General features: G+C 68.0%; 23 protein-coding genes. 11 read left to right on the top strand and 12 right to left on the bottom strand.

Annotated elements, in window-relative coordinates; all coding sequences use genetic code 11:
• Positions 1-4: 4 nt before the first annotated feature.
• The 3 genes from ispE to LC407_RS00180 are packed head-to-tail and all read right to left on the bottom strand — an operon-like array spanning position 5 to position 3,212.
• Positions 5-874 carry a 4-(cytidine 5'-diphospho)-2-C-methyl-D-erythritol kinase gene (gene ispE / locus LC407_RS00190; RefSeq protein WP_059066090.1) on the bottom strand — a complete coding sequence of 290 codons (870 nt, stop codon included), beginning with the start codon at positions 872-874 and terminating at the stop codon, positions 5-7.
• On the bottom strand, positions 871-1,530 hold the full coding sequence (gene lolB, locus LC407_RS00185; RefSeq protein WP_059066089.1) for a lipoprotein insertase outer membrane protein LolB: 660 nt from the start codon (positions 1,528-1,530) through the stop codon (positions 871-873). The genes ispE and lolB overlap by 4 nt, the downstream gene beginning before the upstream one ends.
• Positions 1,527-3,212, bottom strand: coding sequence for a tetratricopeptide repeat protein (locus LC407_RS00180; RefSeq protein WP_181950744.1), 1,686 nt, complete (start codon positions 3,210-3,212; stop codon positions 1,527-1,529). Before LC407_RS00180 ends, lolB begins: the two co-directional genes overlap by 4 nt.
• A gap of 63 nt (positions 3,213-3,275) precedes the next feature.
• Between LC407_RS00180 and hemA the strand changes: the two genes are divergently transcribed.
• Genes hemA through ppk2 form a run of 4 tightly spaced genes read left to right on the top strand, consistent with a single transcriptional unit; the run spans position 3,276 to position 8,160 of the window.
• Entirely contained in the window at positions 3,276-4,559 is a 1,284-nt protein-coding gene (gene hemA, locus LC407_RS00175) for a glutamyl-tRNA reductase (protein WP_025879143.1), read from the top strand.
• Positions 4,537-5,619 carry a peptide chain release factor 1 gene (prfA, locus tag LC407_RS00170; protein ID WP_025879142.1) on the top strand — a complete coding sequence of 361 codons (1,083 nt, stop codon included), beginning with the start codon at positions 4,537-4,539 and terminating at the stop codon, positions 5,617-5,619. Before hemA ends, prfA begins: the two co-directional genes overlap by 23 nt.
• Positions 5,620-5,624: 5 nt before the next feature.
• Positions 5,625-7,331: a tetratricopeptide repeat protein gene (locus LC407_RS00165; protein WP_223481989.1), complete on the top strand. Its 1,707-nt coding sequence runs from the start codon at positions 5,625-5,627 to the stop codon at positions 7,329-7,331.
• A gap of 46 nt (positions 7,332-7,377) precedes the next feature.
• Positions 7,378-8,160 (top strand): polyphosphate kinase 2, encoded by a 783-nt coding sequence (ppk2, locus tag LC407_RS00160; RefSeq protein WP_025879140.1) that lies wholly within the window; start codon positions 7,378-7,380, stop codon positions 8,158-8,160.
• 563 nt (positions 8,161-8,723) lie between these two features.
• Here the strand turns inward: ppk2 and LC407_RS00155 are convergent.
• Entirely contained in the window at positions 8,724-9,287 is a 564-nt protein-coding gene (locus tag LC407_RS00155) for a TlpA disulfide reductase family protein (RefSeq protein ID WP_059066085.1), read from the bottom strand.
• Positions 9,284-10,558, bottom strand: coding sequence for a YihY family inner membrane protein (locus tag LC407_RS00150; protein ID WP_025879138.1), 1,275 nt, complete (start codon positions 10,556-10,558; stop codon positions 9,284-9,286). Before LC407_RS00150 ends, LC407_RS00155 begins: the two co-directional genes overlap by 4 nt.
• Positions 10,559-10,635: 77 nt before the next feature.
• On the opposite strand from LC407_RS00150, the gene wrbA reads away from it, so the two are divergent.
• The 3 genes from wrbA (at position 10,636) to LC407_RS00135 (ending at position 12,126) form a co-directional block, all read left to right on the top strand.
• Entirely contained in the window at positions 10,636-11,229 is a 594-nt protein-coding gene (gene wrbA, locus LC407_RS00145) for an NAD(P)H:quinone oxidoreductase (protein WP_025879137.1), read from the top strand.
• A complete protein-coding gene (locus LC407_RS00140) occupies positions 11,226-11,561 on the top strand; it encodes a DUF2069 domain-containing protein (RefSeq protein ID WP_025879136.1) in 336 nt (111 codons plus the stop codon). The genes wrbA and LC407_RS00140 overlap by 4 nt, the downstream gene beginning before the upstream one ends.
• A gap of 79 nt (positions 11,562-11,640) precedes the next feature.
• A complete protein-coding gene (locus tag LC407_RS00135) occupies positions 11,641-12,126 on the top strand; it encodes an asparaginase domain-containing protein (protein WP_033830416.1) in 486 nt (161 codons plus the stop codon).
• 169 nt (positions 12,127-12,295) lie between these two features.
• On the opposite strand, the gene LC407_RS00130 is transcribed toward LC407_RS00135, so the two are convergent.
• From LC407_RS00130 to sufT, 3 genes are all read right to left on the bottom strand, one after another.
• Entirely contained in the window at positions 12,296-14,035 is a 1,740-nt protein-coding gene (locus LC407_RS00130; RefSeq protein ID WP_059066084.1) for a S8 family peptidase, read from the bottom strand.
• Positions 14,036-14,546: 511 nt separating this feature from the next.
• On the bottom strand, positions 14,547-15,641 hold the full coding sequence (locus tag LC407_RS00125; protein WP_025877977.1) for a branched-chain amino acid aminotransferase: 1,095 nt from the start codon (positions 15,639-15,641) through the stop codon (positions 14,547-14,549).
• A gap of 59 nt (positions 15,642-15,700) precedes the next feature.
• Entirely contained in the window at positions 15,701-16,252 is a 552-nt protein-coding gene (gene sufT, locus LC407_RS00120; RefSeq protein WP_025877975.1) for a putative Fe-S cluster assembly protein SufT, read from the bottom strand.
• 121 nt (positions 16,253-16,373) lie between these two features.
• Between sufT and LC407_RS00115 the strand changes: the two genes are divergently transcribed.
• The gene (locus LC407_RS00115) at positions 16,374-16,793 is read left to right on the top strand and encodes a hypothetical protein (RefSeq protein ID WP_025877973.1); all 420 of its coding nucleotides are present in this window, start codon (positions 16,374-16,376) and stop codon (positions 16,791-16,793) included.
• A gap of 101 nt (positions 16,794-16,894) precedes the next feature.
• Here the strand turns inward: LC407_RS00115 and LC407_RS00110 are convergent, their stop codons facing one another.
• Entirely contained in the window at positions 16,895-18,355 is a 1,461-nt protein-coding gene (locus LC407_RS00110; protein ID WP_059066082.1) for an NAD(P)(+) transhydrogenase (Re/Si-specific) subunit beta, read from the bottom strand.
• Positions 18,352-18,672, bottom strand: coding sequence for an NAD(P) transhydrogenase subunit alpha (locus tag LC407_RS00105; RefSeq protein ID WP_025877970.1), 321 nt, complete (start codon positions 18,670-18,672; stop codon positions 18,352-18,354). The genes LC407_RS00110 and LC407_RS00105 overlap by 4 nt, the downstream gene beginning before the upstream one ends.
• A gap of 97 nt (positions 18,673-18,769) precedes the next feature.
• Here LC407_RS00105 and LC407_RS00100 point away from each other — a divergent pair, with 97 nt between their 5' ends.
• The 3 genes from LC407_RS00100 to LC407_RS00090 are packed head-to-tail and all read left to right on the top strand — an operon-like array spanning position 18,770 to position 20,145.
• Complete coding sequence (locus LC407_RS00100) at positions 18,770-19,354, top strand: RNA polymerase sigma factor (RefSeq protein WP_080149966.1); 585 nt, start codon at positions 18,770-18,772, stop codon at positions 19,352-19,354.
• Positions 19,351-19,677: a hypothetical protein gene (locus LC407_RS00095; protein ID WP_059066081.1), complete on the top strand. Its 327-nt coding sequence runs from the start codon at positions 19,351-19,353 to the stop codon at positions 19,675-19,677. The genes LC407_RS00100 and LC407_RS00095 overlap by 4 nt, the downstream gene beginning before the upstream one ends.
• A 3-nt stretch (positions 19,678-19,680) precedes the next feature.
• A complete protein-coding gene (locus tag LC407_RS00090) occupies positions 19,681-20,145 on the top strand; it encodes a DUF3106 domain-containing protein (RefSeq protein WP_059066080.1) in 465 nt (154 codons plus the stop codon).
• A gap of 87 nt (positions 20,146-20,232) precedes the next feature.
• Here LC407_RS00090 and LC407_RS00085 read toward each other — a convergent pair whose 3' ends face one another.
• A complete protein-coding gene (locus tag LC407_RS00085; RefSeq protein WP_059066079.1) occupies positions 20,233-21,312 on the bottom strand; it encodes an NAD(P) transhydrogenase subunit alpha in 1,080 nt (359 codons plus the stop codon).
• A 52-nt stretch (positions 21,313-21,364) separates the two neighbouring features.
• Positions 21,365-23,686 (bottom strand): DUF1631 domain-containing protein, encoded by a 2,322-nt coding sequence (locus tag LC407_RS00080; RefSeq protein WP_059066078.1) that lies wholly within the window; start codon positions 23,684-23,686, stop codon positions 21,365-21,367.
• Positions 23,687-23,806: the final 120 nt, after the last annotated feature.

Here is a 23,806-nt window from a genome sequence, read left to right as displayed (position 1 = left end):
TGAATCAGTGTTGCTCGAGTGCATCCAGCAGTGGCGAACGTGCAACGCCCGCAGCCACCCTTGCCCGCAACTCCTTCGACAACTTCGCTCGTCCCTGCTCGGCGGCAGCCTGCGAATCGAACTCGACGAAACAACCACTTCCCGAACCGGTCAGTCGTGCCGTGCCGATGTCGCTCAACGCAGCAAGCACCGCCTCGACGGCAGGCTCACGGCGGCGCAGCACCGGTTCGAACACGTTCCCGACCAGCAAGCCGGAAGCGAAGTCCTCTATTTTCGCCTGTGGACTGTCGCGCGTCAAATCCGGATCTGCGAACAGCAGCGGGGTCGGCACATGAACGCCCGGATCAACGACCACATACCAGGCCTGCGGCAGGGTGATCGGCTGCAGCCGCTCGCCTACCCCCTCGGCCCAGGCGTTGTGGCCACGCACGAATACCGGCACATCGGCGCCGAGGCGCAAGCCCAGCGCCGCCAGCGTATTTTCGTCCAGCCCCGCGCCCCAGAGCCGGTTCAGCGCCACCAGCACGGTGGCCGCATCGGACGAACCGCCGCCGAAACCGCCGCCCGCAGGAACGTGCTTTTCGACGACGATATCGACACCTTTCTCGACATTCGCCACCTCTTTAAGCAATCGCGCTGCGCGAACCGCCAGATCATCCGCCTCCGCGACACCGGCCAGGCCATCGCCCTGCCGCCGCACCTGGCCGTCTTCACGCAGGCGCAGGCCGATCCGGTCGCCCCAGTCGAGCAGGCGGAACACGGTCTGCAGCTCGTGGTAGCCATCGGCACGGCGGCCGGTGATATGCAGGAACAGGTTCAGCTTGGCCGGGGCCGGCCACCAGGACCAGCCCGCGTCATCCACCCGCGCGTTCATGGCGCGCCTTGCCCCCACTGGTCGACCAGCAGGCGCACCTTGGCGTCACCATTGACCGCCTCGACCCTGCGCGGCAGGGCCGGACGCCCGGCTTCGGCCGGATACCAGTCCAGATACTGGATCACCCACCCCATCTGCTGCATGCGCCGCGGACGGCCATCAGCATCACGCTCGATCTTTTCCGGCCCAGCGCTGTCGCCGGCGACCAGACCGCGTACCCAGTCCGGCAGCTGGTTGACCGGGATGTCCCAGCCGGTGGCTTCCAGCAACAGGGCCTGCGCGTCTTCACCGTCTCGCGGACCACCGGCCAGTCCTTCCAGACGGCCGGCTTCATGATGGCTATCACCGCTCAACTTCCAGCTCTGGCGGGTGACCGGCGCGCTCAGTTCGACGACATAGCGTTGGCCTTCCTGTTTCCAGTCGATGCGGCCGCTGCCACCCTCCTTGCCCTTGCTGACCGCCACCCGGCCCTGGAAATTCCACTCCGACGCCGATCGCAGCGCGTCCACGCGTGCGGCCTCGGCGGCGGTCGCTTCGGCGGAAACGGTGGTGACCACGGCCGGCGCCGGCGTTTTCTGCCGGCCAACGGTGGTACAGGCACTCAGGGCCAGGGTCACGGCCACCAGCAGCAACGGCCGGATCGTGGAAACGCTCATGGATTGAATTTCTCGCGGGCGCGCAGCAGCGCGCGGTTTTCAGGGTCGAGCCTGGCCGCTTCCTCGAAGAAGTGACGGGCTTCATCGTGCTTGCCCAGCACCCACAGCACCTCGCCTACGTGGGCGGCGATTTCCGGGTCCTTGGCCAGCGTCCAGGCGCGGCGCAGCTGTACCAGCGCGTCGGCGTTGCGCCCCAGCCGATACAGCACCCAGCCATAACTGTCGACGATGGCGGCGTTGTCCGGTTCGGCCACGCGCGCGCGGTCGATCAGTTCGAGCGCTTCCTGGTAACGGCCAGTACGGTCGGCAAGGGTATAGCCCAGTGCGTTCAATGCCGGCACGTTCTCCGGCTCGGTCACCAGGATCTTGCGCAGGTCGGCCTCGGCACGGGCGATGTCATCGCGGCGCTCCCAGGCCAGCGCACGGGCATACAACAGGCCGTTTTCGTCCGGATACGCGGCCAAGCCACGGGCCAGTGCGTCGATCTCGCCGGGAAGGTCGTCGGCGCGCTGGCGCAGCTCGGCTTCCAGCAGATACGCATCGCGCCGCACATCGTCATCCACGCTGGCATCGGACTGGATGGCATGCACTTCATCCAGCGCCAGCGACTGCCGGCCCGCCAGACCCTGCGCATTGGCCGCGCGCAGGCGCGCTTCATTCAGCTCATCGCCGCCAGGAACGCTGTGATACCAGTTGACCGCCTCCGGGTAGCGCTTGAGGTACTCGGCGATCTTGCCCAGCAACAGGCGCTGCGCCGGGTCCGGCTTGGCCGCCTGCCGAGACAGTTCGTTGTACAGATTGGACAGCGCGGCCTTGTCGCCCTGCTTGGCCAGCAGCGAAGCGCGCATGCCCCACGTCTGCACATCCTGGGGACCGACCGCCAGCACGCGCTCGGCCGCTGCCGGCTGGCCGAGGCTGTCATAGGCGATGGCCACCGCGTTGCGCAGCTCCGGGTCCTGACGGGTCTTCGGCTCCACCCCATGCAGCAGCGACAGCGCCTGGTCGGTCTGGCCGGCCTGCTGCAGCTGGCTGGCGCGCAGCAACGCCACGCGTGGCTCCTCGGGGAAGCGCTTGACCACCTCATCGATCATGCGCCGTGCCAGCTCGGGCTTCTCCATGCGCAGTGCAAGGCGTCCAAACTCCTGCCAGGCCTCGATCTTCTGGGGAATGGCGTTGGCATCGACCAGCTCGCCCAGCACCTGGGCCGGCACGGCCGGATCGCGGCCACCGCCGATCAAGGCGCCCAGGGCGAACTTCCAGCCCTCATCCCCCGGGTCCTGCAACAAGGCCTGAAGCTCGCTGCGCGCAGCCTTCACATCGCCCTGGCGCATCGCCAGCGCACCGGCGGCGCTGCGCATCGCCAATGAGCGCGGCGCACGCTGCTGCCACAGGGCCAGGCCCTTGGCCGCGGCGCCATCTTCGTTGGCCAGCATGGCGATACGGGTCGCCCGCTCGGCCAGGCCGGCGTCGCCGTCGGTCTGCTGGGCCGCCTGCAGGTACCAGCGCGCGGCCTCGGCCAGCTTGCCGGCCTGCAGGGCGAACTCGCCGGCCAGCACCGGCTCCAGCGCCAGTTCCTCAGTCACCGCAGGCCGTGCAGGCGCCTTGGCGGGCTCCGCCGCCAGGGCCTGCGCACAGGCCAGAGACAGCAGCAGAACACTGGGGATGCGAATCAATGCGGGCATCGTCGGCATCGGGGCCTTAAAATGTCGTCCAATGGCCAGCAGCTTATCGCAAGCAACTGAACAATGACCCTGTGGGTGCTCGGACTGAATCACCAGACCGCACCGGTGGAACTGCGCGAACGCGCAGCCTTCGCCGGTGACGCGTTGCCGCGCGCGCTCGGTTCGCTGCGCGATACCCCGCAGATCGCCGAGGCGGTGCTGCTGTCCACCTGCAACCGCACCGAGCTGTATGCCGTGGCCGAGTCCGCGCAGGCGCTGGACCAGTGGCTGCAGAGCCAGGCTGGCGACCTGCAGGGCTACCTGTACCAGCACGCCGATGCCGATGCCGTTCGCCACCTGTTCCGGGTGGCGACGGGGCTGGATTCAATGGTGCTGGGTGAGCCGCAGATCCTGGGCCAGGTGAAGGACGCCTGGTCGACCGCGCGCGACCACGGCCTGCTCGGCCAACGCCTTGACCGCCTGTTCCAGCAGACGTTCTCGGTGGCCAAGCGCGCGCGTACCGATACCCAGGTCGGTGCCAACCCGGTATCGGTGGCCTCGGCAGCGGTGCGCCTGGCGCAGAACGCATTTGCACGCCTTGACGATTCCACCGTGCTGCTGGTCGGCGCCGGCGAGACCATCGAGCTGGCCGCACGCCACCTCAGCGAAGGCAAGGTGCGGCGGCTGCTGATCGCCAACCGCACCCTCGCCCATGCGCAGGAACTGGCCAGCCGCCATGGCGGTGTGGCGCTGCCGCTGACCGAACTTGAGCGTCACCTGGCCGAGGCCGATGTGGTGTTCTCGGCCACCGCCGCCCGCGAACCGGTGATCCACCGTGCTGCAGTGGCCAACGCCCTGCGCGCACGCCGGCACAAGCCGATGCTGCTGTTCGACCTGGCCGTGCCGCGCGACATCGAAGCCGACGTTGCCAGTCTCAACGATGCGTTCCTGTATACCGTGGACGACCTCGAGCGCGCGGTGGAAGACAACCGCCGCAGCCGCCGCGAGGCGGCCGCCGAAGCGGAGACGATCATCGACCTGCAGGTCTCGCGCTTCGTCGAGACCCTGCAGGCCAGCGCCCACCAGGCACCGCTGCGGCAACTGCGCGCTTTCGGCGAGGCCACCCGTGCCGAACTGCTGGAGCGCGCGCGCCAGCAGCTGGCCAACGGCAAGCCGGCCGACGAAGTGCTGGAACTGCTTGCCCATGGATTGACCAACCGCCTGCTGCACCCGCCGACCGCCGCCCTGCGCGCGGCCGCGCTCAGCGGCGACGCCGACCTGACCCGCGCCGCCGAGCGCCTGTTCCCGGCTGCGCCGGGTTACCACCACCCACCTGTGAGAACCGATGACGCCGACCCTGCGCCGTAAGTTGGAAGCGCTGGCCGAGCGCCGCGAAGAACTGGAACGTCTGCTCGCCGAACCGGAGGTGGTCGCCAACAACGCGCGCTTCCGCGATCTTTCGCGTGAGTTTTCCCAGCTCGAACCGATCGCCACCGCGCTGGCCGATGAAGTGCGTGCCAAGGCCGACCTGGCTGCGGCCGAAAGCATGCGCACCGATCCGGACCTGCGCGAACTGGCCGACGAGGAGATCGCCGCCGCCCAGGCCCGCCTGCAGGAACTGGAGCAGGAACTGGCGCTGCTGCTGGTGCCGCGCGACCCGCGCGATGAAGGCAACCTGTTCCTGGAAGTGCGCGCCGGCACCGGCGGCGACGAGGCGGCGATCTTCGCTGGCGACCTGTTCCGCATGTATGCCCGCTACGCCGAGCGACAGGGCTGGAAGGTCGAGATCGAATCGGACAACCCCGGCGAACATGGCGGCTACAAGGAAGTGGTGGCGCGCGTGGTCGGCCGTGGCGCGTTCTCGCGCCTGAAATTCGAATCGGGCACGCACCGCGTGCAGCGCGTGCCGGCCACCGAATCGCAGGGCCGCATCCACACCTCGGCGGCCACCGTGGCGATCATCCCGGAAGCCGACGAAGTCGATGAGATCGTCATCAACCCGGCTGACCTGAGGATTGATACCTACCGCTCCTCCGGCGCCGGTGGCCAGCACGTCAACAAGACCGAATCGGCGATCCGCATCACCCACGTGCCCAGCGGCGTGGTGGTGGAGTGCCAGACCGAACGCAGCCAGCATGCCAACCGGGACAAGGCGATGAAACGCCTGAAGGCGCAGCTGCTCGATGCCGAGCGCCAGCGCCACGACGCGGCGCAGGCCGAATCACGGCGCCTGCAGGTTGGCAGCGGCGACCGCAGCCAGCGCATCCGTACCTACAACTTCCCGCAGGGCCGGATCACCGACCACCGCGTGGAAGGGCTGACCCTGTACGACCTGCCTAACGTACTGGCCGGCGATCTCGATCCGCTGCTGCAGCGATTGAGCCACGAGCACCAGGTCGACGCCCTGGCCCAGCTTTCGGCGGGCTGACCAGCATGTCGGCCTGGCAGCAGCGGCAGCAACTGCAGCAGGCGATCACGCGCCAGCCCGGCGACTTCGTCGCCTGGGTGATGCTGGCCGACCTGGAACTGGAAGCCGGCGACATCGCGGCCGGCGAGCAGGCCGCGCGGCGCGCACTGCAGCTGCGGCCCAATCATCCTGAAGCGCTTGCCCGGCTCGGCCGGGTGGCGTGGATGGCAGGAGCGCATGCCGATGCCGCTACGCTGCTGGGCCAGGCCTCGGCGCTGGCACCGGAGCACCCGGGCATCGCGTTGTGGCTGGGGCACGCGCTGGAAGATGCCAACGATGCCGAAGGTGCATCAGCGGCCTATCGCCGCGCACATGCACTGATGCCCGATGAGCCGTATATCGCCGCGCAGCGCCTCGCCTGGCAGCGTCGCCTGTGCGATTGGCAGGACGTGGATGCGCTGGCCGATCAGGTGCGCGGTGCACTGGTGTCCGGCCAGGGCGTAGTGGAACCCTTCGCGTTTCTCAGCGAAGACGCCAGCGCGGCCGAACAGCTGGCCTGCGCGCGTGCACGCGCCGCTGCGGTGGCGGCATCGGTGCGGCCGCTGCCGCCGGCGAAGCTGCGCGAACGAGGCCCACTTCGCGTGGGCTTGCTTTCCAACGGCTTCGGCGCCCATCCCACCGGATTGCTGACGGTGGCGCTGCTGGAGCAGATGAGCCGCGACCCGGCCCTGCAACTGCATCTGTTCGCGCTCAACGCGGACGATGGCAGCCGCATCCGCCAACGCCTGCAGGCCGCCACCCGGCTGCATGACGTGGTGGGATTGCGCCACGCCGATACGGCCGCGCGCATCCGTGCACAGGGCATCGACCTGCTGCTGGACCTGCGCGGCTGGGGCGGTGGCGGCACGCCGGAAGTGCTGGCGATGCGCCCTGCCCCGCTGCAGTTGAACTGGCTGGCCTACCCCGGCACCTCCGGTGCATCGTGGCTGGATGCAGTGATCGCTGACGACTTCGCGCTGCCGTCCTCGCTGGAACCGCACTACAGCGAACGCGTGCTGCGCCTGCCGCGCGCGTTCCAGCCCTCCGACAACACCCGCGTGCTGGAACCGGCGCCGGACCGTGCGGCGTGTGGGCTGCCCGCGCAGGGCACGGTGTTCTGCTGCTTCAACAACAGTTACAAACTCAACCCGCGCAGCATGGGCCGTGCGTTCGCGGTGCTGCAGGCAGTACCTGGCAGCGTGCTGTGGCTGCTGTCCGGCCCCGGCCAGGCCGATGCAAGGCTGCGTTCCGCCGCGAAGGCTGCAGGACTGGATCCGGCACGCCTGGTGTTCATGGCCAAGCTGCCGCATCCGCAGTATCTGGCCCGCTATCAGCTGGCCGACCTGTTCCTGGACACCAACCCGTACAACGCGCACACCACCGCATCGGATGCGCTGTGGGCCGGCTGCCCGGTGCTGACCTGCCCCGGCGCTACCTTCGCCGCGCGCGTGGCCGGCAGCCTCAACCATCATCTGGGGCTGGAGCACATGAACGTCGCCGACGATGCGGTCTTCGTCGCCACCGCCAGTGCACTCGGCAACGACCCGGCCGCCCTGGCTGCCCTGCGTGCCGAACTGGCGCAGGCACGCGAGCGCAGCGGCCTGTTCGACATGACGGCCTTCGCGCGCGATCTGTCCTCACTGCTTCAGCAGCTGGCCCGCGAACAGGGCTGGCAGGGCCTCGACACGCCCTGACATCGCCCTGCGCTACGCTCGAGCTTCCCTCCCGCGTGGCATGACGATGGCCAAGCTCAAGCGCAAGGAATACGACGAACTGCTGCAGCCGCTGCAGCTGGAACTGACGGCGATGGCACGCTGGGTGCAGCACAGCGGGCAACGCCTGCTGGTGCTGTTCGAAGGACGCGATACCGCCGGCAAGGGCGGTGCGATCCAGGCCATCAGCCAGCACCTCAACCCACGCCAATGCAGGGTGGTGGCGTTGCCCAAGCCCACCGACCGCGAAGCCACGCAATGGTATTTCCAGCGCTACGCCACGCATCTGCCGGCCGCCGGCGAGATCGTGCTGATGGACCGCAGCTGGTACAACCGCGCGGGCGTGGAACGGGTGATGGGCTATTGCAGCGAGACCGAGTACCAGCAGTTCCTGCATCAGGCACCGGTGTTCGAACAGCTGCTGGTGGATGACGGCATCCTGCTGTTCAAGTACTGGCTGTGCGTGGACCAGGAGCAGCAGGAGAAGCGTTTCGCCGAACGCCATCTTGATCCGTTGAAGGGGTGGAAGCTGTCGCCGGTGGATCTGAAGTCGCGCAGCAAGTACAGCGCGTACACCGAAGCGCGCGAGGCGATGCTGCGCGCGACCCATCGCGACGGTGCGCCGTGGACGCTGGTGGATTTCAACGACCAGCGGCTGGGTCGCCTGACTCTGGTCCGCAATCTGCTGGACCGGCTGCCGGACACACGGGTGGATGCGCCCTTGCCGGAGCTGCCGAAACTGAAGGGCAAGCTGCATCGCGAGCACTACGACGTGCTGAAGCCGATCGAGGATTTTCCGGTCGAAGAATAGGGTGGGTCGGCAGGGCTGCGCCCTGCACCTGCTGCTTTCAGGCAACAGCCAAAGCAACAGCAAAAGCGGCATTGCGTGGGATGGCGGGGCGGTGTCGGAGTGCGGGGACGCCGCAAGTACGTCCTTGTAGGCTTGGCAGCCGCATCCATGCGGCTGACACCCCGCACTCCGACACCGCCCCACCTCTGACAGATTTCTGCGATCTGATGGATCCACGCCATGCGTGGATGACTCTCTGTCAGATATCGAAATTAACCTGGGGTCAGATCCGTTTTCCTCCGGAAAACGGATCTGACCCCAAGAGTCATTCCGGCAGGTCGCCAGAAACTGTCGAAGGCGGGGTGGGTCCGGTTGCGGGGAGCCAGATCAGTGAGCCGCATGGATGCGGCGACCGAGCCTACAGGGACGTATTTACGGCGTCCCCCGCAACCGGACCCACCCCGCCTCCCCACAGGAAACCCGCTTTGGCTTTGGCTGTTGCTGTTGCTGTTGCTGTCGAGGTTGCCGGCCAGCGGCCGGCACTACCGCTTCGGTGGGTGCAGGGCGCGGCCCTGCCCCTCCCCTTATTTGGCAGCAGCAATCTGCTTTTCGATGTCCGCCGCGGTGACCGGGCCCAGGAAGCTGTGGGCCAGCTTGCCCTGCGGGTCGATCAGATGGGTCAGCGGCAGGCCACGCGGGGTGGCGAAGTCGACCGGCGGGTCGAACGGATCGACGACCACGATCGGGTAGGTCACCGGATGCTTGGTCAGGAACGCCTGCATCTCCGGCGTCTCGATGTCCTCGTAGGCCAGGCCAACCACTTCGATGTTGCTGCGCATGGCATGCAACGCCGACAGCTCGGGCATTTCCTTGCGGCAGGGCGCGCACCAGGTCGCCCAGAAATTCACCACCACCCACTTGCCACGATGCGCGGCCAGGTCGTAATCGCTGCCATCGACCGCCTTCATCTTCAGCGTCGGGAACTCGGCAGTAACGCGCTCGGCGGGCGTGTCCTCCACCGGCGCCGGCGCGGCCGGGGTCGGTGCCTGTGCCGGCGGCTGGCTGCTGGCCGGGGTCGGCTCCTGCGCGGGTTTGCAGGCGGCCAGGGCCAGCAGCGCAGCCAGCAGCAACGGGGTCTTGCAGGTCATGGGGTGTCTCCAGAATCAGGGTAGATGTCGCTGACGCGACGCTTGAGGCGTTCACGCAGCGGCAGGCGCAGTTCATCCAGTGCGGCCAAGGCGGCCCGGCCGAGGCTGTCATCGCGGTAAGGCAGGTGTTGTTCGGCCACCGGAATGCGCAGCTGCGTGCATTCGTACAGATCGCCCAGGCTGACCTGGTCCAGGTCGCGGGCCAGCAGCCACTCGCCGCGCTCATCGCGGCGCAGCAGGCCGATGCCCTCCAGGTGGCAGGCCAGGTCCTGTAGCAGCGAGTCGGTCAGCATCGGTTCCAGCCGCAGGATCTCGTCGTCGGCCAGGCCCCTGCCCTTGGCGCGTGCGTGCTGGAAGCGCCCGAGCAGGCGCAGCAGGCCATAGAACTCGTAGCCCTGCGGCAGGCGCAGTTCCACCGGCTGGTAGCGGAAAGCCGCCATCGACGACGCCAACGACGCGCCCAGCAGCACGGCCACCCAGCAGAGGTAGATCCACAGCAGCAGGATCGGCACGAAGGCCACCGTGCCATACAGCTTCTGGTAGGACTGGAAGCTGCCCAGGTAGGCGCCGATGCCCCACTTCACCAGCTCCAGGATCACTGCGGCGAGAATCGCGCCCGGAACCGCATGGCGCCACTTCACGGTGTGGTGTGGCACCACCCGGAACATCAGGGTGATGCAGACGAATTCGATCAGGATCGGCGCCAGCCGCAAGGCGAGATCGGCCAGCCAGCGCCCCTCCTGCGTGCCGAACAACGGCATCGCGAACACCCGCGCCGACACCGCCAGCGACGCAGCGGCGAGCATCGCGCCCAGGGTCAGCACCGTCCAGTAGACCAGGAAGCGGGTCAGCCGCGGCCGACTGCTGCCGACGCGCCAGATCTGGTTGAAGGTCTCTTCAACACTGTTGAGGGTGATCAGCAGCGAGATGACCAGGGCGATGAAACCGGCGGCAGTGAGCTGGCCGGCGCTGGCCGAGAACTGCCGCAGGTAGCCTTCGGCAGCGCGCGCGGCATTGGGCACGAAGTTGGAGAAGACGTAGTCGCTGAGCTGGTCGCTCCAGCGATCGAACACCGGGAAGGCCGAGAGCACGCCAAATACCACGATCGCCAACGGCACCAGCGCGAACACCGTGGTGTAGGCCAGCGCGGCGGCGGCCTGGAACAGGCGGTCGTCGAGGAAGCGGCGCCACAGGAAGCGGCCGAAGCTGGCGGCGCGTGCGCGATCCCGCGCGCGTTCCATCCACAAATTGAGCGTATCCAAAGGTTCCATCGGCGCAAGGGTACCCGATGCGGAATCGGTGCAGGATAGCCATACTGGCGTCCACACGATGAGGAGAGCTGGGCGCGATGGGCGAAATCCTGGTGCTGTACTACAGCCGCGGCGGTTCGGTGGCACGGCTGGCGCGCCAGATCGCGCGGGGCATCGGCGAGGTTCCGGGCATGGCAGCGCGGCTGCGCACGGTGCCGCCGGTGGCTGCCGTTACCCAGACCGCGCAGCCGCCGGTACCCGACGATGGCGCGCCCTATGTAAGCGTGCAGGACCTGGCGGAGTGCCAGGGACTGCTGCTGGGCAGCCCTACCCGTTTCGGCAACATGGCCGCGCCGGTCAAGCATTTCCTTGACGGCCTCGGCGCCGAATGGGTGAACGGCACGCTGGCCGGCAAGCCGGCCGGGGTGTTCACGTCCACCGCGTCGATGCATGGCGGCCAGGAGTCGACCCTGCTGTCGATGCAGGTACCGCTGCTGCACCACGGCTGCCTGATCGTCGGCATTCCGTTCACCGAGCCGGCGCTGAGCCACACCACCAGTGGCGGCACGCCGTATGGCGCCAGCCACGTGGCCGGCGCCGCCGACGACCCGCAACCCACCGACGACGAGGCGGTACTGGCGCGGGCGCTGGGCCGGCGCGTGGCCGACATCGCGCAGCGGCTGGCGCGATGAGCACCGCGCCGCGCACCGTGCTGCTGCTGGCCCTGATGGGGCTGGCGGCGCTGTTTGCCGGCTGGTTCATCAACGACAGGCACTGGCTGGCCACCCAACTGGTGTTCACAGCGCCGCCGCTGGCGCTGGCCATCGCCCTGCGGCTGGGCTGGCGCAAGGCCGGGTTCTGGGCGGCGGTGCTGGCCCTGGGCTGGTTCAGCCACGGCGTGATGAGCGCCTGGAGCCATCCCGAGACCCGCTGGCTGGCACTGATCGAAATCGTGCTTGCGCTGCTGGTGATCTTTTCGGCCAGCCTGCCCGGCCTGCGCGCCCGTTTCGGGCGGCGGCGCTGACGCTGCGCCCGGTGGGCCGTATCATCTGCGTTCCCGGCCCCGCGCCGCTGTACCTGCCTTGGTTTCGCGCATGCACATGATGGAAGAGCTCCTGGTCGTCACCACCGGTGGCACGATCGACAAGATCTATTTCGACGACAAGTCGGACTACCAGATCGGCGACCCGCAGATCGGCATGATCCTGCGCGAACTGGGGGTCACGTTCCGTTTCAACGTGATTCCGATCCTGCGCAAGGACTCGCTGCACATCAACGACGACGATCGTGAGCTGATCCGCGCGACGATCGCCGCGCAGCCCACCCGCCACGTGCTGGTGACCCACGGCACCGATTCGATGGTGCAGACCGGCAAGGTGCTGGCGACGATCCCGGACAAGACCATCGTGATGACCGGTGCGCTGAGCCCGGCGCGTTTCCGTGGTTCGGATGCGGAGTTCAACATCGGCTGTGCGATCGGTGCGGTGCAGTCGCTGCCGGCGGGGGTGTTCATCGCGATGAACGGCCGGATCTTCGACCCGCAGCATGTGCGCAAGAACGTGGCGGCGAACCGGTTCGAGTCGGTTTGAGGGATTAAGGCGCGCTGTCGCGCGGATGGGTTCAGCGTTTTGGTTGCTGCTGGGTTGAGGGCAGAGCAAGAGCAAATGCACTGCTGCACATTGCTTTCTCCGCTTCGCCGTCCCCCAAAAAAAACACCCCGGCCGAGGCCGGGGCGTGCCCATGGAGAGGGGCTTGGGCTCAGTACTGGGCGTTGACGGTCACGCCCGAGAAGGTGCTGTAGGCCTTCACCCGCACGTACCAGGTACCGGCGGCGGGGCTGTTGACGGTGCAGGTCTCGTTGTTGCCGCTCAGGTACGGGCGGCAGGTGTAGACGGTGTCGGTCGGGGCACTGCCCTGGCGCAGGTACAGGTCGGCATCACCGCTGCCGCCGCTGATCGCCACGCGCAGCTGCGTGCTGCCAGCCGGGACGTTGACGGTATAGCTGAGCGATGCACCGCTGGCTGCGCCGAGGCCGGTAACCGGCACGTTGTTCTGCAGCACGGTGCCACCCGGGTTGGGCGTGGTGCCGTTGATCGCGGCAGTCACCGCGGCATCGGCGTCGATGATGCCGGCGCCGCAACCACCCGAGCACGCACCCGGCAGCGGACGCGCGGTGCTCTTGATGATGCTTTCCACCTGCGCCGGGCTGAGCGGGCTCGGTGCCACCGACTGCATCAGTGCAACCACGCCCGCCACATGCGGTGCCGCCATCGAGGTGCCGTTGTAGGACGCATAGCTGGCGCTGCCCGGGGTGGTGGTGCCGCTGTTGAGGGTGGACAGGATGCTCTGGCCCGGTGCGGAGATGTCGATGCCGGTGCCGTAGTTGGAGAAGCTGGCACGCGCACCCGCCGAGGTGGTGGCCGCCACGGCGATCACGTTCGGGCAGTTCGCCGGTACCGCGCTGGAGACGTTGGTGTTGCTGTTGCCGGCAGCGACCACCACGGTGGTGCCGCGGCCGACCGCGCCGTTGATCGCGTTCTGGTAAGTGGTCGAGCAGCTGCCGCCGCCGCCCAGCGACATGTTGATGACTTCGGCCGGGTTGGCGTTGGCCGGCACACCGCTGACCGTGCCACCGGAGGCCCAGACGATCGCGTCGGCGATGTCGGAGGTGTAGCCGCCGCACTTGCCGAGCACGCGCACCGGCACGACCTTGGCGTTGAAGGCGGTACCGGCCACGCCGGTGCTGTTGTTGGTCACCGCAGCGACCGTGCCGGCCACGTGGGTGCCATGCCAGCTGGAGTTCGAGCCCGGATAACCGGCCTGGCACTCGTTGTCGCCGTACCAGTCACCCTCATCGTTGGGATTGCTGTCACGGCCACCGCCATCGCGCGCCATCGCCGCGTCGCTGATGAAGTCATAGCCGGGCAGGATGTTGGCGTTGAGGTCGGCATGGTTGGTGATGCCGGTATCGATCACGGCCACGACCACGCCGGTGCCGGTGGCCTTGTCCCATGCCGGACGCACGTTGATCGAGGCGTTGGACGTACCGAAGCCCCATTGCTCGCTGAAACGGGTGTCGTTGGGGGTCAGCGTCGCGCGCATGATCTGGTCGACTTCGACGTATTCGACGTTCGGGTCGGCGGCCAGCTTGCGCATCAGCAGCTCGGATTCGGCCTGGTCCAGCGCACGGTCGGTCCTGACCACGGTGGAGCCGACCGCAAGCCTGCGGACCTGCTGCAGGCCCAGCGCGCGGCCCTGGCTGCTGGCGATGCCGGCAGCGGCCGTCTTCAGCGAAGAGGCCAGCGCGGTGGTGTTGGCCACCGGCGCACTGCCGTCGCGGTACTTCACGATGAAGCGCTGGTGGGTCGGCGCGGACTGCAGGCCGCTGAGCTGGACATCACCGGCCAGCGCAGGCGTGGCCAGCAGCAGCGATGACAGGACGGACGCACCAAGGACCACCCACACACGACGCACACGCGGTTGCGTTACCTGGGACATCGGATTTCCCTTCTAATGGTAGGAATGCCGGAATCGGCAGAAGCACCGGCCTGAACCGTGGGCTGGCTTGCGATGGCGAGGTTCGGGTCCGGCGAGCCAGCGGATTCCCCTGACCATCCGCTGTGTTGATGACGCTAGTGGCTCAAACCGGACACCACAAGATTTTCAGCGTCTTTTCAGCAAGATGAAATGTTGGATCTGAGACTTTCCGGGTCGAGGGTTTGTGAAGGTGAAGGAACTTTCGCGTCAGCTGCACGTACCTGACTGCGGAATGTCCTGTCCCGCCATGTCTTTGCCGACATCGGCGAACAGCCGCCGGGCATGGCCCGGCGCTACCGTGGTACGCGTACATTCGCCGGGCATCGCCGCGCGCTGGCGGGAGCCGTTGATCCTGGTAGCGCCGGGCCATGCCCGGCGGACGTACGCCTGAAACGCAGAAAGCCCGTCGCGGGGACGGGCTTTCCGGGGATGCGGCCGGGCGTAACCCGGCGCCAGCGTTCAGCGCAGGCGATCAGCCCAGCTTGACCAGCCAGCCGTGGCGGTCCGGCAGGCGACCGTACTGGATGTCGGTCAGTTCCTTGCGCAGTGACATGGTCACTTCGCCGGCCGGCGCATTGATGTCGCCCACCGAGAAGCCTTCGCCCTTCAGCTGGCCGATCGGGGTGACCACCGCAGCGGTACCGCAGGCGAACACTTCGGCGATCTCGCCGGAGGTCACGCCCTGCTTCCACTCATCGATGGTGACCTTGCGCTCTTCGACCTTCATGCCGCGGTCGCGGGCCAGCTGCAGGATGCTCTCGCGGGTGATGCCCTCGAGGATGCTGCCGGACAGTTCCGGCGTGACCAGCGTGCCGTCCTTGTAGACCAGGAACACGTTCATGCCGCCCAGTTCTTCCAGGTACTTGCCTTCGACCGGGTCCAGGAACAGCACCTGCGAGCAGCCCTGTGCCTGCGCCTTCTGCTGCGGCAACAGCGACGCGGCGTAGTTGCCACCGCACTTGGCCGCACCGGTACCGCCCTTGGCCGCACGCGCGTACTCGGTGGACAGCCAGATCGACACCGGGGCGACGCCCTTGGCGAAGTACGGGCCAGCCGGGCTGGCGATGACGTAGTAACCGGCCTTGTGGGCGCCGCGCACGCCAAGGAACGCTTCATCGCCGATCATGAACGGACGGAAATACAGGCTCGACTCATCGGCCGACGGCACCCAGGCGCTGTCGACGGCGATCATCTGCTTCAGCGATTCCACGAAGATCTCCACCGGCAGCTCCGGCAGCGCCAGGCGCTGCGCCGAACGCTGCAGGCGACGGCCGTTGGCATCGGGGCGGAAGGTCCAGATCGAACCATCGGCATGGCGATAGGCCTTGATGCCTTCGAAGATCTCCTGGCCGTAGTGCAGCACGGCCGCGGCCGGGTCCAGCTGCAGCGGACCATAAGCGCGCACGTTGGCGTTGTGCCAGCCGGCATCCTTGTCCCAGCGCACTTCCACCATGTGGTCGGTGAAGTGCAGGCCGAAGCCCGGCTTCTCCAGGATCTGGGCGCGCTCTTCAGCGCTGCGCGGGTGGTCCGAACGGGTGACGGCGAAGCTGGGAATGGACTGGGACACCGGAGATTTCCTGTTCTGGTTGCGGGTAATGCCGGGCCCGCGTCACTGCGGGCCGTGGGTCAAAGCATGCCGGTTTCGAGGCGCGCGGCCTCGGACATCATGTGCTGGTTCCACGGCGGATCGAAGACCAGCTCGACGTCGGCCTCGGCCACCGTCGGGATCATTTCAAGCTTGCTGCGCACGTCGTCGACCAGGATGTCGCCCATGCCGCACGCAGGCGCGGTCAGGGTCATCTTCACGTCGATCTCGCGCTGCCCTTCGTCGAGGTGCTTGATCTCCACCTCGTAGACCAGACCCAGTTCGACGATGTTGACCGGAATTTCCGGGTCGAAACAGGTGCGCAGCTGCTGCCAGACCAGTTGTTCGACCTGCTCGTCGCTGGCATCGTCGGGCAGTTCCAGCGGTGCCGGCGCTTCCTTGCCGATGGCATCGCCATCCTTGCCGGCGATGCGGAACAGATTGCCCTCGACGAACACCGAATAGCTGCCGCCCAGCGCCTGGGTGATGTACCCATAGCTGCCGGCGGGCAGGGTCACGGTGTCGCCCTGCGGGACCATCACGGCCTCGCAATCGCGTTCGAAGTGGACAGGTTCGCTGCTACGGGAATACATGGGGACCGATATGGGGCTGCGGCATAAGCCACGCAAGCGGTCATTCTAGCGTAGGCGCCCCGCCCTCGCCGGTGCACTGCGGCAAACCACAGTATCCTGTGGGCGACCTTCAGGAGCTTCGATGTCCTCCAATGCCGCACGCGCCAGGACCGTTACCTGGCTCTGGCCCTTCATGTTGTTGCTGGCGCTGGCCACCGCCCCCCTCGCCTGGATGCTGATCGCCCTGTTCACCGGCCGTCCGGTCGGCTGGATGGCGGTACTGACCGCCCTGGAACTGGTGTTCATGCTGCGTCTGGGCACGCTCGGTCCCGGCAAGCTGCGCATCGCCCTGGTCGTGCTGGGCACGCTGCTGGTGGCCGCGATCTCGAACTGGGCGATCGCCAGTGCCTGGATGGGCGGTTCGATGGGCCTGAACCCCTGGGACGCCTCGCTGCGGATGGGCCCGCACCTGGCCTGGACGCTGATCACCCTGGCCAATGGCGTGGTCGAGTGGCTGTGGCTGGCGGTGGGCGTCGCCGTAGGCGCCTGGCTGGCGCGTTGATCGCGCCGGTGATGCCCTGGTAGATCCACGCCATGCGTGGATGGGGTGGTTGGATCCGGGGTCAGAGCCCTTTCCTGCGGAAAGGGATCCGACCCCAACCCTCAATGCCCGCCGTCGAGCGCCTTCAGCTCGCTGACCAGCGACGCCGCTGCCTCGGCACCATCGCCGTACAGCATGCGGGTGTTGTCGGCATAGAACAGCGCATTCTCGATACCGGCAAAGCCGGTGCCCTTGCCCCGCTTGATCACCACCACGTTGCGGGCATTGACCACGTCCAGTACCGGCATGCCGTAGATCGGACTGGCCGGATCGGTGCGCGCCACCGGGTTGACCACGTCGTTGGCGCCGATCACCAGCACCACGTCGGTAGTGGCGAACTCGGGATTGATGTCGTCCATGTCCGCGATCAGGTCGTACGGCACCCCCGCTTCGGCCAGCAGCACGTTCATGTGCCCGGGCATGCGCCCGGCCACCGGGTGGATGGCGAACTTGACCTTCACCCCGCGCGTGATCAGCCGCTGCGCCAGCTCCCAGATCTTGTGCTGGGCCTGGGCCACGGCCATGCCATAGCCGGGCACGATCACCACGCGTTCGGCAAAGCCCATCATCGCCGCCACGTCGGCCGCCTCGATGGGCTTCTGCGAACCGGAAATCGCCTGCGCCTCACCACCGGCGCCACCACCGAAGTTGGAGAACAGCACGTTGCGGATCGGCCGGTTCATGGCCTTGGCCATCAACCGGGTCAGCAGGATGCCGGCCGCACCGACCATCATGCCGGCGATGATCAGCGCCTCGTTGCCCAGCACGTAGCCTTCGAACGACACCGCCAGGCCGGTGAACGCGTTGTACAGCGAGATCACCACCGGCATGTCGGCGCCACCAATCGGCAACGTCATCAACACGCCCAGCGCCAGGGCCAGCACGAAGAAGGCGACGATCGCCCACGTGCTGAGCGTACTGGCGGCGATGACGCCCAGCACCACCACGGCCAGCGCCACCAGCAGGTTCATCACCTGCTGGCCCGGCCAGGTCACGCGCTTGTCGAGGCGACCATCGAGTTTGGCCCAGGCGATCACCGAGCCGGACAGCGACACCGCACCGATCGCCGCGCCCACCACCGCCAGCACCAGCACCGTGCCGGACGGCTGCCGCGCGGCCAGATCGGCCAGCGCCTGCGCACTCCAGTGGGTGGTATCGCGGTTGGCCAGGAAGGCATAGCGCAGCAGTTCCACCGCACCGATGGCAGCCGCCGAGCCGCCGCCCATGCCGTTGTACAGCGCGACCATCTGCGGCATGTCGGTGACGGCGACCTTGCCCGCCGACCACCAGGCCAGGCCGGCCCCCAGCAGCAGTGCCACCAGGATCAACGGCACGTTGTGCAGTTCGGGCAGGAAGAAGGTCGCCACCGTGGCCAGCAACATGCCCAGCCCCGCCCAGCGGATACCGCTGCTTGCGGTCATCGGCGAGGCCATGCGCTGCAGGCCGAGCAGGAACAGGGTGGCGGCGACCAGGTAGCTGGCCTTGACCAGCCAATCGAGCAGTTCGACGGTGCTGATGTTCAAGCCTGCGGCTCCTTCGGTTCATCGTTGCCGGCCTTGCGCACGCTCGGCTTGAACATTTCCAGCATGCGCGCGGTGACCACATAGCCACCGGCGGCGTTGCCGGCGCCGAGCACCACGGCAAGGAACCCCAGCACCTTCTCCAACGGCGTCTGTGCGTGCCCCAGCACCACCATCGCGCCGATCAGCACGATGCCATGGATGAAGTTGGAGCCCGACATCAACGGTGTATGCAGGATCACCGGGACCCGGGAAATGATCACGTGGCCGGCAATGGCGGCCAGCATGAAGATGTACAGCGCCACGAACCCGTCACTCACCGGCAACGCTCCTGCTCTGTCTTCGTCGCCCCATCATAACCATGGGCTGAACCCTGCGCGCGTCCCGGTCAACCACGGCCGCGCTCACGCGTTGTCGATGGTGACCCCTGCCGAGGAACCGTACCCTGTGCTGGTGAGCAGCCCTGTCCCCTCAACCACCGATGCCGACGCCGTTCCGGCCTCGCTGGAAGCATTCCTGGCCAGCGTCGGGCCGCGCGCCTTCCGCTTCGCCGAGGCCGGCCTGCGCCAGCGTGATGACGCGCTGGATGCGGTGCAGGACGCGCTGCTGCGCATGCTGGACTATGCCGACAAGCCGGCCGCCGAGTGGGCGCCGTTGTTCTGGAGCATCCTGCGCCGGCGGGTGATCGACCTGCAGCGCCGCCGCCGCTTCCGCCTGCCGTTCTGGCGCGACAACCAGGATGCCGATGGCGGCGAGATCGACTGGGCCGACCCCGCACCGGACCCTTCGCAGGCGCACGAGCAGCGCCAGCAGTACCAGCAGCTGGTGCAGGCACTGCGCGACCTGCCCGCCCGCCAGCGCGAGGCATTCACCCTGCGCGTGCTGCAGGACCTGGACGGGGCCACCACCGCCCGCGCCATGGGCTGCAGCGAAGGCGCGGTAAAGACCCATCTGGCGCGCGCCCGACAGGCGCTGCAGAATCAACTGGAGATGCACCCGTGAACCGCCCCCTGCCTTCCGATGACGCCCTGCGCAGTCTGCACGCGCAGTCGCTGCAGGCGCTGTCGCCGGCCACCCTGGCACGCCTGCGCAGTGCCCGTCACAACGCCGGTGCGGCGCACGCCGGTCGCTGGCGCTGGTGGCTGGCCAGCGCCTGTTCGCTGGTGATCGCGCTGGGCATCGGCGTCCAGTTCGTCGGCCCGGGCGATCACCAGGGCCCGATCAGCACGCCGATCGTCGCTGCGGAAGAAGACAATGGCGTGCTGTACGACGAGAATCCCGATCTGTACCTGTGGCTGGGCGACAACGACCTGGCGATGGAGTGAACCATGCTGCGATACCCCTCCCTGCTCCTGCTGATCGCCCTGACCCTGCTGCCCGCTGCATCGGCACTGGCGCAGGCCACCGCGCCGGTGCCTGCCGCGCGGCCGGCACCTGCTGCCGCGCCGCTGCCGAACTGGGAACAGCTGAGCCCGGCCCAGCGCGAAGCGTTGTTGGCCCCGCTGCGTGACCGCTGGAACGGCGCCGATTCCGCGCAGCGCCAGCGCATGCTGTCGCACGGCCAGCGCTGGCAGTCGATGAGCCCGGAAGAACGCGACAAGGCCCGCCGCGGCCTGCGCCGCTTCGAGCACATGAGCCCGGAACAGCGCGAGCAGGCCCGGGCGTTGTTCGGCCAGATGCGTGACCTCAGCCCGGCCCAGCGCGATGCCATGCGCGAGCGCTGGTCGCAGATGACCGCAGACGAACGCAGGGAATGGGTGCGGGACAACCCGCCGCCGGCGAAGCCGCGGTAACCCCTATCGAAGGGGTAGCGCCGGGCCACGCCCGGCGGATTCACCGGATGCCGCTGCGCCCGCCGGGCATGGCCCGGCGCTACCGACTCAGGCCTGCCAGCGCGTTTTCGCCAGCAGCTCATCTTCCCAGTCGAAGCCCAGCTGGCCATCGCGCACGAACAGGGCGACGAAGTTCATCAGGTTGCGCGCATACATCTCGCTGGCCTGGGTGGCACCCCGGCTGGCCAGGCCCAGCGGGCCATCGATGGTCACGCCCTGGTGCTCGATGCATTGGCCGGGCTCGGTCAACGCGCAGTTGCCACCGCTCTCGGCGGCCAGATCGACGATCACGCTGCCGGCGGCCATGCCTTCTACCATCGCGGCGGTGACGATCGTCGGCGCCTGACGTCCCGGCACCGCGGCAGTGCAGATCACCACGTCCACGCTGCGCAGGTGGTCGCCAAGACGGCGCTGCTGTTCACCACGCTCTTCCTCGGTCAGCGCCCGCGCATACCCGCCCTCGCCGACCGCGCTCACCCCCAGGTCGAGGAAGCGCGCACCGAGCGACTGGATCTGTTCGCGGGTTTCCGGGCGCACGTCGAAGCCCTCCACCTGCGCACCCAGGCGGCGTGAGGTGGCAATGGCCTGCAGGCCGGCGACACCGGCGCCGATCACCAGCACCTTGGCTGGACGCACGGTACCGGCCGCCGTGGTCAGCATCGGGAAGAAGCGCGGCGCGCGTTCGGCAGCAATCAATGCCGCCTTGTAGCCGGCCATGCCGGCCTGCGAACTGAGTACGTCCATCGCCTGTGCGCGCGTGGTGCGCGGCAACTGCTGCAGCGGGAACAGGTGCAGGCGGTCATCCGAGGCCAATGCGGCCAACGCAGGGTCGGCCGCCGGGGTCAGCAGGCCGACCACACTGGCGCCCGGCTTGAGCTGGGCCAGTACCTCGGCCGGTGGCGCCTGCACGCACAGCAGGATGTCGATCTCGGCCCAACGGGCGGCGTCGAAGGCGCGGGCACCTGCGTCGTCGTAGGCGGCATCGGTAAAGCCGGCGGCCTGGCCCGCACCGGGCTGGTACCACACGGTGATGCCCAGCGCACCGAGCTTGCGCGCCGTTTCCGGCGTGAGCGCAACGCGTCGTTCGCCCGGCGCGGTCTCCTTGATCCCCAGCAACGCCACGGCCATGCAGATTCCCGCTGATCGGTGAGTGGGTCCGATCCTAGCAGGCGTACGTGGCTCAGTGCAGCGTCGCACCACCCGGGTCGAGGCGGTCGAGCACGCCCTGCATGGCGCTGTCGAAGGCGCCATCGTCGATGTGGGGACGCAGGCGACCCAGCCGCACCATCACCGCCAGTTCTTCGGGTGAGGCCACGCAGAAGCGCACGCCACGCCGGTTGACGAACAGCAGGCGCGAGGAAATCGGGCTGATCCAGGACAGTTTGCCCGCCTGCACCTTGCCATCCTTGTCGACGAAGTCCAGCCAGTTGCCGATCTCCATCCGGCGGAAGCGGTCGGCATCGGCATTGTCGAAATCGTCGGTATTGAAGGTACCGCCCAGTTCCACTGCCGGTGTTTCCGGGGCCGGCGGCGCGGGCAGCACCACCTGCGGCAGCTCCGGCAACGCGCGCTGCAGCTCCGGTCGCGATTCGGCGATGCCCTGCAATGTGTCGTGCAGCGCATCGATGGCTGCGGTGGCTGCGTCGCCATGCACGCCGACGCTGGCAAACACCTTGGCCAGCATCGGCTGCCAGGCCTGCAGCCACGGCTTGCCGACGATCTGCCGGCGGGCCTCGGCCACTTCCTCAAGCAGGCCATCAGCCAGGGTCAGCGCCTCGGCCACCGAGGCACCCTCCTCGCCCTCGCGCAGCAGCGCCAGGGTCAGGTGGTGCTGCCAGGGCTGGCGCAGGAACTCGGCGATGGCCGGCGGCAGGGTAGCATCGCCGATGCGGCGATCCAGTTCGGCGCCGGCACGGGTGCGGGCCATTTCCAGTTTTTCCTGGCCGCGCTGGGTCTCGGCGGCCCGCCGCTCGGCGATTTCCACGCGACGGCGGTGCTGTACCAGGAAATCGCGGAATTCTTCTTCCAGGGTCAGGAAGATCGCCAGGTTCTCGTTGAACTCGGCGACCAGCCGCTCGATGATCTCCTCCACCTTGGCCATCAGCATGCGTTCGGCCTGGCTTTCGCCGGTGTTGCCCTCGCAGGCTTCGGCCAGCGAGTTGAGCAGCTTGCGCGCCGGATGGGTCTTCTGCACGAACATGCGACGGTCCAGCATCGCCACCTTCACGAACGGAACCACCAGGCGGCCGATCAGCTCACGCGAGCGGCCTTCCAGTTCGCGCTCATCGAGCATCACGTCGAACAGCATGCCGACCAGGTCGATCGCATCCTCGTCCTGCGCGTCCAGCCGGGTCTGGCCCGGGTCGACGCCCAGCCGGGTAGCGCTGGACAGCACTTCGCTCTTCAGCCGCTGCGCCAACGATTCGCCGTCCTCGCCGATCGCCGCACGCAGGGTCGCACTGGGCGTCGCCTGCAGCAGCGACAGCACCGACATCATTTCGCGCTGGCTCAACGGGCGATGCTGGCCGACCGCGACCTGCGCCGCAGAGGTTGCGTCGTCGCGCACGTGGCGGGTCTGCTGCAGCAGTTCGTGCAGGGCTTCCAGCAGCATGCCCTGCTGGCCGGAATAGGCTTCACCGGACGGGTTCTCCTCGCCACCAGCATGTTGCTGCATGTGGCCACGACGCTCCGACCAGCGCGCGGCAAATCGCTGCGCCCAGGCCGGTGCGGCCTGTTCGTCGTCATTGAATTCGTTGTCAACGCCCGGCGCCGTGCGCTGCTCGACCAGATCATCCAGGCCATGCGGAACGTGCTGCGCCGGGGCCGGCGCCAGTGGTCGGCGCGGCGCACCCATCTGCGACATCACCCCGGCCGCGGCCAGGTGCTCGTCCAGCTTCTCGTAGATACGGCCCACCGGCGCGCGCAGGTCGCGCTCGCACAGCTTGATCAGCACCAGGTGTACTTCCGGGGCCAGCTCGCAGCCGGCGAAGGCTTCGTGGATGGCCACGCCCAGATGCTCGGGGCTGATCGGGTTGCGGTCGGCGTCGAGTTCGATACCGCCGCCCAGCCAGCCCAGGCGGCGGTCGAGCCGCGCCAGCACCGGCTTGAAGTCGCGCAGCAGCACGGTGGCGAAGTTGCGCACCGCCAACCGCGATTCCAGTACATGTTCCGGCACCAGGCTCAGGCCATCCTGGGCCTGCCCGGCCAGGGTCAGCTCGGCAGAGAGCGGCTCGCCTGCAGCCAGACCGTCCCAGGCATGGCCAAGATGGCCGGCAAAGCCACCGGCAATCTCCTCACGGCGGCGGCGCAGCTCGCGCATCGCGTCCAGGAACAGCAACTGCGACGAGCCGGCATTGCCGGCACGGTCGAACAGGGCATCGTCGAAGCGGGCCAGTGCCGCGCCAAAGGCCTGGCACAACGCCGGCAGGACGATGTCCCGGGCAAGCTGGAGCTGGGCCGGGTCACGGCCCGGCGATCCCATCGGAGTGGGCGCGCTCATCATTCGGGAAGGCTCCCCACCTTCTCTGGTGCGACAGACATCATGGACATCGCGACGGCCGGTACACCCCATGCACCGGTCCCTCGATGGTAGGCCGCCCAGCCCATCGCGGACAGTGAAACA

It is taken from the genome of Stenotrophomonas sp. OVS01A (assembly GCF_019969775.1).
Lineage (GTDB): Bacteria > Pseudomonadota > Gammaproteobacteria > Xanthomonadales > Xanthomonadaceae > Stenotrophomonas > Stenotrophomonas indicatrix.
This window is presented reverse-complemented; position numbering and strand designations above follow the sequence as displayed.

Coding starts and splice junctions, on each gene's coding strand:
- ispE (WP_059066090.1), bottom strand. CDS start 874: ATGAACGCGCGGGTGGATGACGCGGGCTGGTCCTGGTGGCCGGCCCCG.
- lolB (WP_059066089.1), bottom strand. CDS start 1,530: ATGAGCGTTTCCACGATCCGGCCGTTGCTGCTGGTGGCCGTGACCCTG.
- LC407_RS00180 (WP_181950744.1), bottom strand. CDS start 3,212: ATGCCCGCATTGATTCGCATCCCCAGTGTTCTGCTGCTGTCTCTGGCC.
- hemA (WP_025879143.1), top strand. CDS start 3,276: ATGACCCTGTGGGTGCTCGGACTGAATCACCAGACCGCACCGGTGGAA.
- prfA (WP_025879142.1), top strand. CDS start 4,537: ATGACGCCGACCCTGCGCCGTAAGTTGGAAGCGCTGGCCGAGCGCCGC.
- LC407_RS00165 (WP_223481989.1), top strand. CDS start 5,625: ATGTCGGCCTGGCAGCAGCGGCAGCAACTGCAGCAGGCGATCACGCGC.
- ppk2 (WP_025879140.1), top strand. CDS start 7,378: ATGGCCAAGCTCAAGCGCAAGGAATACGACGAACTGCTGCAGCCGCTG.
- LC407_RS00155 (WP_059066085.1), bottom strand. CDS start 9,287: ATGACCTGCAAGACCCCGTTGCTGCTGGCTGCGCTGCTGGCCCTGGCC.
- LC407_RS00150 (WP_025879138.1), bottom strand. CDS start 10,558: ATGGAACCTTTGGATACGCTCAATTTGTGGATGGAACGCGCGCGGGAT.
- wrbA (WP_025879137.1), top strand. CDS start 10,636: ATGGGCGAAATCCTGGTGCTGTACTACAGCCGCGGCGGTTCGGTGGCA.
- LC407_RS00140 (WP_025879136.1), top strand. CDS start 11,226: ATGAGCACCGCGCCGCGCACCGTGCTGCTGCTGGCCCTGATGGGGCTG.
- LC407_RS00135 (WP_033830416.1), top strand. CDS start 11,641: ATGGAAGAGCTCCTGGTCGTCACCACCGGTGGCACGATCGACAAGATC.
- LC407_RS00130 (WP_059066084.1), bottom strand. CDS start 14,035: ATGTCCCAGGTAACGCAACCGCGTGTGCGTCGTGTGTGGGTGGTCCTT.
- sufT (WP_025877975.1), bottom strand. CDS start 16,252: ATGTATTCCCGTAGCAGCGAACCTGTCCACTTCGAACGCGATTGCGAG.
- LC407_RS00115 (WP_025877973.1), top strand. CDS start 16,374: ATGTCCTCCAATGCCGCACGCGCCAGGACCGTTACCTGGCTCTGGCCC.
- LC407_RS00100 (WP_080149966.1), top strand. CDS start 18,770: ATGGTGACCCCTGCCGAGGAACCGTACCCTGTGCTGGTGAGCAGCCCT.
- LC407_RS00090 (WP_059066080.1), top strand. CDS start 19,681: ATGCTGCGATACCCCTCCCTGCTCCTGCTGATCGCCCTGACCCTGCTG.
- LC407_RS00085 (WP_059066079.1), bottom strand. CDS start 21,312: ATGGCCGTGGCGTTGCTGGGGATCAAGGAGACCGCGCCGGGCGAACGA.
- LC407_RS00080 (WP_059066078.1), bottom strand. CDS start 23,686: ATGATGAGCGCGCCCACTCCGATGGGATCGCCGGGCCGTGACCCGGCC.